Below are 11,243 nucleotides of genomic sequence, written 5' to 3' on the forward strand. Positions count from 1 at the left end.
GCTTCGGTCGGCACTTTGGCGGGTTATCGTTTTCGTGGCATCAAGTCGATAGACTTGGTGCCATGACAACTTCTGAGACGCTCTTTGACTCCGTCGGCGGCGAGGATGTCTTCAATCGCATCGTCCATGGTTTTTACACACGCATGCGTTCCGATGACCTCATCGGCCCGATGTACCCCAGCGATGACTGGGAGGGCGCCGAAGATCGACTACGCATGTTCCTCGTCCAATACTGGGGCGGGCCGCGTACCTACAGCGAACAGCGTGGTCATCCGCGCCTGCGCATGCGCCACATGCCGTTTTCCATCGGCGAGGCCGAACGCGACCGCTGGCTGGAGATCATGAGCGCCTCGCTCGCAGAGATTCCCGATGAGGAGCTCCCCCGCCCCCAGCGCGAGGCCATGTGGAATCACATGGTGCAGGTCGCTGACATGCTTATCAACCGCTTCGACGCGCAGTAGGAATTAAGCTCCTACCCCGCTAGTTCAGCAGCCCCGCTAGCTCAACAGCGGCAGCACGCCGAAAGACTCAAGCGTAAAGATTGAGCCAAACCGCCCATCCAGCCGGTGCCACCGTCCCTTCGTGGACACGCGCACCGGCTCTTTTTCGTCTGGCTGCTCCGGAATGAAACCCATCGCGCACAGGGCAAACACATCCCGCATGGTCACGTCGACAACGCTTGCCGACGTCTCCAGCGTCTGTCCCTCCCCTGTGTCACCAATGGCTTCACCGGCGGCAGTGGCTGTGCCGGTGGCTGCGTCGCCGGTACCTCCGCTGACAGTGAGTACCTTTTGGTCCAGCAGAGACGGTGGCATGCCCATCGGTCCGGAGGATTCCACAGCGACCGCACGCCCCTGCTTCTCAAGAGTTCGGAAAGCAGTGGCCGGAACATAATCGACAACCTGCCATCCCTCCGGCACCGGCAGGAATCCCGGCCAGGAGGACGCCGACTGCGCCTGCACCCGGTATGGCAGCGCGGTGAGCGAAGCCTCCTTGTCCTCCGCATCATCGGATGATTTTGCCTGTGCAAAGGCACGCACGGCAATGTCTTTAATCTCCGCGGCGGTGACGATGATGTCGTCGGGAAGCGCGTGCAGCGCAATCGTCCGCATGGCGAGCGGGCCGATGGGAGTCTTCACCCATACCTGCGACATTGCTGGCCCAGAGGTAGCAGAGGACGAGGCACCGGAACCGGCGGCGGTGGTGGAGCTGGTACTGGCGGCGGTTTTGCGTGCTCGGATGCGCAGCAACGTGTTTTCGTCGAGGGCGTGAGCCTTGTGGGCCAGGACACCTAGATTCTTCAACGCATCTGGAGTGCCGAAGGTCAGCTCGGCAGTGGAATGAGGAGTGGTCACAGCGAGTTACTTGTCCTGGTCTTCCTTGTTGTCTTCGATTGCGGGAGCTGCGAAACGCTCCAATTCACGGCGGGCAGACGGGGAGAGCTCAACTGCCTTGGCAGTCTTGAGGTCGAACATCACCATCACGGTTTCGAGCACAGCAACGATGTGATCATGCTGATCGGAGATAGTCTGGCGAAGCGTGAAGGAGGTGCGACCGAAGTTGATAATTTCGGTCTCCACCACGACTTCCTGGGTGTCCGGCAAGATAGCGCGGACGTAGTCGATCTCCAAGCGACGCACCACTGCAGCAGGCATTCCTGCCCCGCCGCCGAGACCGCGCACCACAAAGTCCAGGCGAGCCTGCTGAGCGTACTCGAGGAAAGCCGTATTGTTCGCGTGGCCATACTGATCGAAATCAGACCAGCGGATAGCGACGTTAGTACGAAATGGTGCTGATTCAGTCATACCCAGAACTATAGGCTTTTCCGGAGCTATGAGCCTGCGAAAACCGCGAAAGCCCGGAAACCTCTGCACTGGCGCGAGCCAGTTCCCAAGGTTGCCGGGCTTTGCCGTTGGCGAAAATCAGATTCGCAGGAAACGGATTAGCGGGTCAGGCGACGGTGAGTGACGCGCGACGGGCGTGCAGCTTCCTCGCCGTAACGCTCAATCTTGTTCTTCTCGTAGCCCTCGAAGTTGCCCTCGAACCAGAACCACTTGCCCTCTTCGAAGTTGCCTTCCCACGCGAGGATGTGGGTACAGGTGCGGTCCAGGAACCAACGGTCGTGGGAAATGACCACGGCACAACCCGGGAAGTTCTGCAGTGCGTTTTCCAGCGAAGACAGGGTTTCGACGTCGAGGTCGTTAGTCGGCTCGTCCAGGAGGATCAGGTTACCGCCCTGCTTCAGGGTCAGCGCGAGGTTCAGACGGTTGCGCTCACCACCGGAGAGAACCTTTGACGGCTTCTGCTGGTCAGCGCCCTTGAAACCGAAAGCGGAGAGGTATGCACGAGACGGCATCTCGTTCTGGCCGACCACGATGTAGTCGAGACCATCAGAGACAACCTCCCAGACAGTCTTTTCCGGATCGATGTTTTCACGACCCTGGTCAACGTAGCTGAGCTGAACAGTCTGACCGACCTTGACCTCACCGGAATCCGGCTGCTCCAGACCCACGATGGTCTTAAACAGGGTGGACTTACCCACACCGTTCGGGCCAATCACACCGACGATGCCGTTACGCGGCAGGGTGAACGACAGGTCCTTAATCAGGACGCGACCATCAAAACCCTTCTCCAGCGCCTTGACCTCAACAACCTGGTTACCCAGGCGCGGCGGGGTCGGAATCTGGATTTCTTCGAAGTCGAGCTTCTTGTACTGCTCGGCTTCCTCCACCATCTGCTCGTAGCGCTCCAGACGGGCCTTGTTCTTGGCCTGGCGAGCCTTCTGGCCCGAGCGAACCCATGCCAGCTCGTCCTTCAGGCGCTTCTGCAGCTTGGCGTCCTTCTTACCTGCAACCTCGAGGCGCTCAGCCTTCTTCTCCAGGTAAGTCGAGTAGTTGCCCTCGTACGGGTAGAGCTTGCCGCGGTCGACCTCACAGATCCAGCCAGCGACGTGGTCCAGGAAGTAACGGTCGTGGGTCACGGCCAGGACGGCACCCGGGTACTTAGCCAGGTGCTGCTCGAGCCACAGCACGGACTCGGCGTCCAGGTGGTTAGTGGGCTCGTCGAGAAGCAGCAGATCCGGCTCGGAAAGCAGCAGCTTCGCCAGTGCTACACGACGGCGCTCACCACCGGAGAGGTGAGTAACCGGCTCATCTGCCGGCGGGCAGCGAAGCGCATCCATTGCCTGCTCAATCTTGGAATCCAGCTCCCAAGCATCAGCGGCGTCAAGCTCCTCCTGGAGCTTGCCCATTTCTTCCATGAGCTCGTCGGTGTAATTGGTGGCCATCTCCTCGGCGATGGCTTCAAAACGAGCCTTCTTCTCGAAGATGTCGCCGAGACCTTCCTCAACGTTGCCGCGAACGGTCTTCTCCTCATTCAGCGGAGGCTCTTGCAGCAGGATGCCAACAGTGGCACCCGGCTCTAGGAAAGCTTCACCGTTACTCGGCTGATCCAGCCCAGCCATAATCTTCAGAATCGACGACTTACCTGCGCCGTTCGGACCGACCACGCCGATCTTGGCGCCCGGGTAAAACGCCATGGTGACGTTGTCGAGAATAACCTTATCGCCGTGCGCCTTACGCACGTTTTTCATCTGGTAGATGAACTCACCCATGGTGGAATTTCGTCCCCTCGTAGAAAGGAAATAAGCAATCCCTGTAGAGGTTACGCATAGGAACCAAAAGGCACAATCTACATGGGCGTACCCGCAAACCTTTCCTGCAAAACTTCCCGTCAAAAATCTCGCAAGGCAACCAGAAAAACTGGTCGCGAGATAACGCCGCCGAATCTTTTGTAATCCCTCTCCACTTCGGCAGCATCACCTCGCGCTCAGCAAATACCCCTCCCCCTCTGCCAGCTCTTTTCAGTGCCCCATTCTGCTCTAGAGCTGCGAGCTGACTCGTGGCTTAAAACGGACAACTAACTCCGTCACTAAAACGGTGCACTGGTGCCGGCGCCGGCCATTTCTTGCTCCTTAGAATTGGTGGCACCTGTGTCACCGGCCTCACCAGTGCCGCTCGCACCAGCAGTGAAACCGCGCGCTGCCCCGGCCTGAGACGCAGCTGACTCAGTGACCGGAGCGCCCGAATCCCCGGTCGACGCCGCACCAAGACCAGCCGGAGACTCATGCGGCTTCTCAGTCATGGTCGTGACCGTTGCCAGGTGACGGCGAAGATTCGGCCCCACCGCCTTAGCAATAATCTTCTGACGATGATGCTTCGTACCATCATCGCCCTCCCACCGGTCCGTACGAACATGCCCATGAACAATGACAGCCTGGCCCTTCCACACCGTGTTATTCACGTTCTCGGCCAGCTTGCCCCAGCATTCAACATCAAAGTACGAAGTCTCCGACTGCTCCCAACCGTTCTCCCCCTTCCACGACTTGCTGGATGCCACAGAAAACTTGCAGACCTTTGCCCCAGAATTGGTATTTCGATTTTCCACGTGATGGACCACATTTCCCACCACGGTAATAACTGCCTCAGACATCGGGCTCCTCCCCCAAAGAAAGCGTGTACATACTACGGCCGAATAATTCGAAGAAGTCTCATTCGTGCCGTGCCAATTACTTTTCCGGCTCCGGGATGTAAGCGAAAGAGGCAAACAAAAAACCTGTGGATAAGTTCGTCGAAAAGACAACTATCCACAGGCTTCATATGAAGTTGAGGGGGCGAGGTCGCAGCAATCCTCGTCGTCAAGCGAGCGAAATCAGCTTAACGACGCTACCTTCCGCGCCTCTTCGAGGCATCAATCGGATTGTCCATGTGCACCGGATGCTGCGCGTCAACCTCTGAGGTGTAGTAGTCGCGCTCGTCTTCGCCACCGACACCGACCTGCTGGCTCATGCGAGCGAGCATTTCGTTGTATGCAGCCAATTCTTCATCGTTGTTGCGGTCTGCGACACGGTCATAACGCGCCGCATCCTTCTCGTCAGAGCGTCGCCACTGCACGAACAGCGCGACGGTAACGATGTAGAGCGGAACCTCACCGGCAGCCCACGCGACAGCGCCACCAACATTCTGGTCTTCCAGAAGATTGACTGCCCAAGGGAGGTCCAGGCTGGCGTAGTAGGTCTCGGCAAGCACCTTCTGCGACTGCATCAGCGAAATACCGAACCAAGCGTGGAACGGTAGCGACCCCATCAGCGTGACCAGCTTGACCGACGGCGCGATCTGCTGCGGTGCGGCATCGACACCAATAATGACCCAGTAGAAGATGTAACCGGAGATCAGGAAGTGGATGTTCATGAACACGTGACCGGCGTGCTCATCAGCCAGGAAGTCGTAGATCGGCGTCATATAGAGCAGGTAGAAACCTGCAACGAACTGCACCGTTGCCACCACCGGGTGCGTGAGGAAACGCGACACCGGGTTGTTGATGAAGACCACCAGCCACTCACGAATACCCGGCAGACCATCACGGCCGGCCGGCTTCAGCGCACGTAGCGCCAACGTGACCGGACCACCCAGCACCAGCATGACCGGAATACCCATGGAGTAAAGCATGTGGGCAATCATGTGCACAGAGAACAGAGCCGGCATGTACACGCCCAGCGCGCTGCACGAAGTAAACAGCAAGGTTGCGCAACCGCCGAGCCACCACAGAGTGTTGGACAGCGGCCAGGTACCACCGCGCTTCTTCAGTAGGTAGAGCCAGTACAGGTAAATCCACGCGGCAATGATGGCGGCCGAACCGAAGAAGATGTCAAAGCGCCACTGCGTGAACATGGCCTCCCAACCGAATGGTATCTCCAGGTTGTAGCCGAGCTTGACCTGCATCTGGGTAATCGACGGCAGTCCCTCACCACCGGCCTGCTCAGAGAAATTCGGTGGCGGCGGAGTACGGCCCAGGGCCACTGCCACGCCGATTGTGAGCGCCATGATGATGACCTCGACAATGGCCAGTCGCCAGAACGGGCGATTCGACTGAGCTCGCTCGATCTCCGGGATGGTGATCTTGCGGTGCACATAGCCACACAGCCCCAGCAAGATGGTGAGCACCGCCTTGACCAGCACCATGATGCCGTAGTTATTGCTGACCAGGTCAGACCAGTCAATGTTGATAGCTGCGTTAATGAAGCCGGAAGCCGACATAGCGATGAATGCGACCAGCGCCACAAAGGAGTAGCGCTTCACAACTTCAGGCATCCATTCACCACGACGACGAGCGTGGCCAACCAGCGCCATCAGGCCACCGACCCAGAACACAGTGAAGGTCAAGTGCCAGATGTAGGAGTTAGTGCCGTAGTCATGTGCACCACCGGAGGCGTTGTGGCTTACAACCGCCAACGGCATCATCGACACCAAACTGATGGCGAAGAACACGGGCTGCCAAATCCACTTACGGGTCAACGACGAACCAAGCGCCACAATGCCAGCGAAAATAGCCACCCACAGCCACGCCAAGCCTTCCTTGGTCTGTTCCAAGGACACAGCCCAATTACTCAGCTGAATGGTCGTCGACAGCGGCTGGCCTGAAACATCGGACAGCACCAGCGGAATCTCCATCAGCGCCATCAGCCCCCAGCCGAGCATGGCCCACATACCCGTGCGGGATGCCGTGTAGCCATCGAGGCCCAAAGTGCCGTCGGCACGCTGCTTCGTACCGAAAGCGGCGAGCATAAACGAGCCGACACCGAGACAAGCGAGCAATTCACCGGCCGCCTTGGCGAACGGGAACCCGAATGTGGTGATTACACCGGGATCCGGAATGCCCAACGTGGCGCGCGAATCCATGTTGAACGCCATCGAGAGCAAACCAGCTAAAATGCCGCCGATAAGCACAAAAACAACGTACCAACCAGCAGATTTACGGACTTTCTTATCCTTGCTAACAGGCGGAGAGGTCTCGGCCTTGGTTGTGGCAGTCATAGCCCTAAGCTTAGCGACCAAAGTCGCTAGAGCAGAACCGGTTACAGCACTGGGATGCGAACCGGTTGTGATTGGCCGCGCTGGAGACGCTACAATGCTTTTCTTAGTTGGCCTCCATAGCTCAGTGGACAGAGCAGTCGGCTTCTACCCGATTGGTCGAGGGTTCGAATCCTTCTGGGGGCGCAAAATAACCCGCCTGGCCTGGTTTTATACCAGATTCAGACGGGTTTAAAGCTCTTACCCCTTATTGCTATCCACGGGATCCGGACGCAGGTAACGGTCAACCATGTCGACAACCTCCTCGACAGATTCCTTGTCGAGCTCCGCATCTTCTCCGTTCGGACGCCAGACCAGCACCATTGTCTGAATCAGGCGGTAAATATTGCGTGCCAGTGGGTGAGGATCATGATCGCGAATAGTGCCATCTTCCTGACCATGGCGGACACCGGGGAGAATGAACTTCTCCACAATTTCCATCTGAGTGCCGCTCAGCTCACCGGTGAGCATTTGCAGGACGCGGTCAGGGTCGGTCTTGACTAGACCGGGGAAAAAGTCACTGTCGATGATGCGCTGAACGACGATTCGAATACGCAGCAACATTCGAGTACGCGAATCACCGGGAACATAGCGCAGCCCCTCAAGCATGTGCAGAATTTCGCGGTTAGTCACTTCTGTCAACAGTTCCCCAATATCGGCGTACCTACGATATACGGTCGGACGTGAAACTCCTGCTTTGCGAGCAATTTCTGCAATCGAAGTCCGACGCAAGCCGACTGTCATCACACTTTCACGTGCAGCAGCAATGATGACGTCATCAACGGATGGTTTCTGTGCCGCAGTGGCGCTATTGGCAGCGCTGCCAGCACGACTTCTCTCATCCATGTAACTAATTCTCCCGTTGGAATCCGAATTCAGAAGTAATTTTAGCAGGCAAATAGGTCGTTTTAGGCCAATACTCTAGTTCCAATAATAAAACCTCGCCCCGAAATAACTTCGTTTCCCTCACAATTCCCCCAGCAATCCATCCAGCAATCCACCCCGCAATCCATCTGATAATCCGCCCCTGCAATCTCCACGCCAAACCGCTCCCCCAATCCGCATCGCTAAGCTGGGCCTAGTTAGGCAAAGAAACCAAGACGCACCGCACGACGCACAATCAGACACGTTGCCAATCTAAAGCGAAAGGTGAAATCATGACTCAGCCCAATTCCGACCTCCAGCTTTCCCCTGAGCTCGACCGCATTGTGTGGATTGACTGCGAGATGACAGGCCTCGACCCCAACCGTCACGTCATTGTTGAGATTGCCGCCCTCGTCACCGACGCAAACCTCAATGTCCTCGGCGAAGGAGTGGACATTGTCGTCCACGCCTCCGAGACCGAATTGGCGCAGATGGATGATTTCGTCACCAAGATGCATGCGAAGTCTGGCCTGGACCAGGAGATTCGCGCCAGCAAAACCAATGTTGCCGATGCCGAGCACGCTGTTTTGGACTACATCCGCGAGTGGGTTCCCGAGCCGCGCACCGCTCCGCTGGCCGGCAACTCAATTGCCTCCGACCGCAAGTTCATCGACCGCTACATGCCGGAGCTCGACCAGCACCTGCACTACCGCATGATTGATGTCTCTTCCTTCAAGGAGCTGGCCCGCCGCTGGTACCCGCAGGTTCTTAAGGGTGCTCCGGAGAAGGGTCTTGCGCACCGAGCTCTTGCCGATATCAAGGAGTCCATCCGCGAGCTGGACTACTACCGCCGCGCAATGCTCCTGCCCCACCCGGGCCCAGATGCCGATGCTATTTCCGCCGCCAGCAAGGAATCCACGGAAAAGTACGGCGAGATCCGCGGCTAACTCGCTTTACGACGACCCCAAACCCTCCCCTTTTCCCGCATTTATCCGGATTGACCTGCCGTTTTTGTTTCCAGCCAACTGTGGGCTACCATATAGTTCGCTGCAGAGATGAGCTGAGAAAACAGCTTTCTCAATGCGGTAATGGTGACTGTAGTTCAGTTGGTAGAGCACCAGGTTGTGATCCTGGGTGTCGCGGGTTCGAGTCCCGTCAGTCACCCCAAGTAGAACCCTCGGCTAGGAATTTTTCCCGGTCGAGGGTTTTGTGTTTCCACAACCCCTAGAATCTGCCGACGGCGTTTATGTTTAGCGGCAGCGGGCCAATGCGAGTTACTGACCCCGCTTATAGCAAAAATGGCCCGAAAAATGGCCGGAAAGTGTCATAAACTCACACAGTTTCACATTTGCAGCCCATTGTTTCTGGAGTTCAAGGACAAAATGTGCGCCTTTCCCTGGGTGCGTCGTGGTTATTTGCCCCAGCCTTTTTGAATTCCCCCCACCGTGGCTACCGAGTAGCTACCAGCCCAGCATCCGACGCCTGCAGCTTGCCGTCGACCATCTCCACAATTCGGTCGGCGCCGTGAAGCTGGCCCAGGTCGTGGGTGATGTACAGCGTGGCCACACCCATCTTCCGTGTCACATCCATAATCAGTCGCGTTACCGCACCTGCGGTCTTCTGGTCCAGAGCTGCAGTCGGCTCGTCGACTAGCAGCACCTCCGGCTCATTCATCAGTGCCCGCGCAACATTGACGCGCGCCTGTTGACCACCGGAAAGCTGGCTCACACGACGCTCCCCAAGCCCTGCCAGGCCGACTGCCTCAAGCAGCTCGTCCGCTCGCTTCTCCGCTTCCCGACGGCCACCCGCAGGCCAACCGAAGACGCGACCGAGTCGCCGCATTGCGATGAGCTGCTGCTTAACCGTCAGCGCCGGCAAAAGATTCGGCTGCTGGAATACGATACCGATGTGTTCGCGACGAATCTTGGCGGCATCCGCGCCGCGAGCACTCAAATCAATAGCCGTCCTTTCCACACTCTCACCAGCGCCGCTGCCCTCCGAGTCCTGTTTGTTGGAGTACAAAGTGACGTCTCCGGAGTCGGCGCTCTTCAAGCAACCGGCAATGGTCAGTAACGTTGATTTACCAGAACCCGATGGGCCGACCAGGCCCACTACCTCACCAGCGCGAATCTTCAGCGAGATGTCATCCAAAATCGTGCGCTTGTCTTCACCATCCTGAACGGTCAGCGAGATGTTTTTCAGTGCCAGTGCCACGGGTGCCTTGTTGTCGACGTAGGTAGTCATTTTGTCCTCAATTCCTCAGTTGCGTGATGTGCAAGTGTGCAGAGTGTGCAGAGTGTGCAGTGCGTGCAGGTTGTACGGGATATTTTTTGGCGGAAAGTCGTTTTCTCAGATTGTCACTACGCATTCGCCAGCGCGGTCGTCGGATCGACACGGAAGACTGGCACCAATGCCAGCAGCGCACCAACCACGCCGGTCACAGCCAGGATGAGCCCCGGGACAACAGTCGTTGATGCATCGACCACAATTGGCATGACATTGCCGCTCTGCAGAGCCCAGCCTGCAGCTGAAGTCAGCGCAACACCACCGCCAACTCCGATAGCCAGCACAGCCAGCACCTGCGCCAGGGAGTCAGCCACCAGCACGGAGCGGGACGCACCGAGCGCCGAGGAGATAGCCACACCGCGGAGTCGCTGAACAGTCCACACGGTGAAGAATGCACCCACCACCAGTGCGGAAATCACATACAGCATCGAAGTCATCGCATTCAGCGAGGTCTGCTCACCCTGGTAGGAAGCCGACAGGTTATTGCGCTCGCCATCGCGCAGGACGGTTGCTTCCGCAACATTCGGCAGCTGCGCCGCAGACTCGTCGACAACCATCGCTGCCGGCACCATCTGCCCCGGGGTCAGGTCCTCCATCACACCGCGACCGGCGTAGATGACCGCCTGGTGATCCAGCCACTTGTCCCCCACCACCCGGGCGACCGTAGCCTCGTGCTCGCCCATCGCGCCAGACAGGGTCAGCGAGTCACCTTCCGCAATGGCGGTCTCACTGACGCCGTCGGTGACGGCCACGTGGTCGTCGTTAAGCGAAAAATCGGAGATGACGGTGACGGGCGTTTCATCGACGCGCGCACGACTGACATAAATATCGCGAACACTTGCGCCGTTGTCGCTCGCCCATGTTTGGACGCTCTTGCGCGCCGTCTCACCCATGCTTGACGACGACAGCGACGTAGCCCCCTCAGAGACAACGACGGCGTCGTTTTTGCCGTAGACCTCGTCAAGTGCGGAGACGGACTGGTTGGACAGGCCGGCAGCCAAAGCCGAGAGGAATGTGACCATCACAGCAATCATGCCGACGGTGATGGTAATCAGTGCGGCACGGCCTGGAGCGGCTCGAAGTTCTTTCATTGACTGGTACATACTCATTATGGTCGTGGATTCACAGGCGGATTTAATCGCCATGGAGGTTGAACTTCGTCTCCAACTTTCGGTTGATGTTGAC

General features: G+C 57.8%; 10 protein-coding genes and 2 tRNA genes. 4 read left to right on the top strand and 8 right to left on the bottom strand.

From position 1 onward, the window contains the following. Positions 1 to 62 precede the first annotated feature (62 nt). Positions 63 to 461 (top strand): globin, encoded by a 399-nt coding sequence (locus Q0U90_RS08995; RefSeq protein WP_297453854.1) that lies wholly within the window; start codon positions 63 to 65, stop codon positions 459 to 461. Between the two features lie 36 nt (positions 462 to 497). Here Q0U90_RS08995 and Q0U90_RS09000 read toward each other — a convergent pair whose 3' ends face one another. From Q0U90_RS09000 to Q0U90_RS09020, 5 genes are all read right to left on the bottom strand, one after another. Further along, positions 498 to 1,355, bottom strand: coding sequence for a hypothetical protein (locus tag Q0U90_RS09000; RefSeq protein WP_297453857.1), 858 nt, complete (start codon positions 1,353 to 1,355; stop codon positions 498 to 500). A gap of 6 nt (positions 1,356 to 1,361) precedes the next feature. Next, a complete protein-coding gene (locus tag Q0U90_RS09005) occupies positions 1,362 to 1,805 on the bottom strand; it encodes a thioesterase family protein (RefSeq protein WP_297453860.1) in 444 nt (147 codons plus the stop codon). Positions 1,806 to 1,942: 137 nt separating this feature from the next. Then, the gene (ettA, locus tag Q0U90_RS09010; RefSeq protein ID WP_297453863.1) at positions 1,943 to 3,613 is read right to left on the bottom strand and encodes an energy-dependent translational throttle protein EttA; all 1,671 of its coding nucleotides are present in this window, start codon (positions 3,611 to 3,613) and stop codon (positions 1,943 to 1,945) included. 317 nt (positions 3,614 to 3,930) lie between these two features. Continuing rightward, complete coding sequence (locus tag Q0U90_RS09015; RefSeq protein WP_297453866.1) at positions 3,931 to 4,491, bottom strand: single-stranded DNA-binding protein; 561 nt, start codon at positions 4,489 to 4,491, stop codon at positions 3,931 to 3,933. Positions 4,492 to 4,724: 233 nt separating this feature from the next. Continuing rightward, positions 4,725 to 6,872 (bottom strand): cytochrome c oxidase assembly protein, encoded by a 2,148-nt coding sequence (locus Q0U90_RS09020; RefSeq protein ID WP_297453869.1) that lies wholly within the window; start codon positions 6,870 to 6,872, stop codon positions 4,725 to 4,727. Between the two features lie 110 nt (positions 6,873 to 6,982). Between Q0U90_RS09020 and Q0U90_RS09025 the strand changes: the two genes are divergently transcribed. Then, positions 6,983 to 7,055: transfer RNA gene (locus tag Q0U90_RS09025), tRNA-Arg, on the top strand. Between the two features lie 54 nt (positions 7,056 to 7,109). On the opposite strand, the gene Q0U90_RS09030 is transcribed toward Q0U90_RS09025, so the two are convergent. Continuing rightward, a complete protein-coding gene (locus Q0U90_RS09030) occupies positions 7,110 to 7,754 on the bottom strand; it encodes a TetR/AcrR family transcriptional regulator (protein WP_297453872.1) in 645 nt (214 codons plus the stop codon). A gap of 311 nt (positions 7,755 to 8,065) precedes the next feature. Here Q0U90_RS09030 and orn point away from each other — a divergent pair, with 311 nt between their 5' ends. Both orn and Q0U90_RS09040 read left to right on the top strand, forming a co-directional pair. Further along, positions 8,066 to 8,719 carry an oligoribonuclease gene (gene orn, locus Q0U90_RS09035; protein WP_297453875.1) on the top strand — a complete coding sequence of 218 codons (654 nt, stop codon included), beginning with the start codon at positions 8,066 to 8,068 and terminating at the stop codon, positions 8,717 to 8,719. A gap of 144 nt (positions 8,720 to 8,863) precedes the next feature. Next, positions 8,864 to 8,939, top strand: a tRNA-His gene (locus tag Q0U90_RS09040). A 282-nt stretch (positions 8,940 to 9,221) separates the two neighbouring features. Here Q0U90_RS09040 and Q0U90_RS09045 read toward each other — a convergent pair. Further along, complete coding sequence (locus Q0U90_RS09045; protein ID WP_297453878.1) at positions 9,222 to 10,016, bottom strand: ABC transporter ATP-binding protein; 795 nt, start codon at positions 10,014 to 10,016, stop codon at positions 9,222 to 9,224. Positions 10,017 to 10,132: 116 nt separating this feature from the next. After that, a complete protein-coding gene (locus Q0U90_RS09050) occupies positions 10,133 to 11,149 on the bottom strand; it encodes an ABC transporter permease (RefSeq protein WP_297453881.1) in 1,017 nt (338 codons plus the stop codon). Positions 11,150 to 11,243: the final 94 nt, after the last annotated feature.

Origin of the sequence: uncultured Corynebacterium sp. (assembly GCF_946998835.1) — a bacterium.
Taxonomy (GTDB): Bacteria; Actinomycetota; Actinomycetes; order Mycobacteriales; family Mycobacteriaceae; genus Corynebacterium.

Bases quoted from the DNA above. Each gene is read 5' to 3' on its own strand.
- Q0U90_RS08995 (WP_297453854.1), top strand. From the start codon at position 63: ATGACAACTTCTGAGACGCTCTTTGACTCCGTCGGCGGCGAGGATGTC.
- Q0U90_RS09005 (WP_297453860.1), bottom strand. From the start codon at position 1,805: ATGACTGAATCAGCACCATTTCGTACTAACGTCGCTATCCGCTGGTCT.
- ettA (WP_297453863.1), bottom strand. From the start codon at position 3,613: ATGGGTGAGTTCATCTACCAGATGAAAAACGTGCGTAAGGCGCACGGC.
- Q0U90_RS09015 (WP_297453866.1), bottom strand. From the start codon at position 4,491: ATGTCTGAGGCAGTTATTACCGTGGTGGGAAATGTGGTCCATCACGTG.
- Q0U90_RS09020 (WP_297453869.1), bottom strand. From the start codon at position 6,872: ATGACTGCCACAACCAAGGCCGAGACCTCTCCGCCTGTTAGCAAGGAT.
- Q0U90_RS09030 (WP_297453872.1), bottom strand. From the start codon at position 7,754: ATGGATGAGAGAAGTCGTGCTGGCAGCGCTGCCAATAGCGCCACTGCG.
- orn (WP_297453875.1), top strand. From the start codon at position 8,066: ATGACTCAGCCCAATTCCGACCTCCAGCTTTCCCCTGAGCTCGACCGC.
- Q0U90_RS09045 (WP_297453878.1), bottom strand. From the start codon at position 10,016: ATGACTACCTACGTCGACAACAAGGCACCCGTGGCACTGGCACTGAAA.
- Q0U90_RS09050 (WP_297453881.1), bottom strand. From the start codon at position 11,149: ATGAAAGAACTTCGAGCCGCTCCAGGCCGTGCCGCACTGATTACCATC.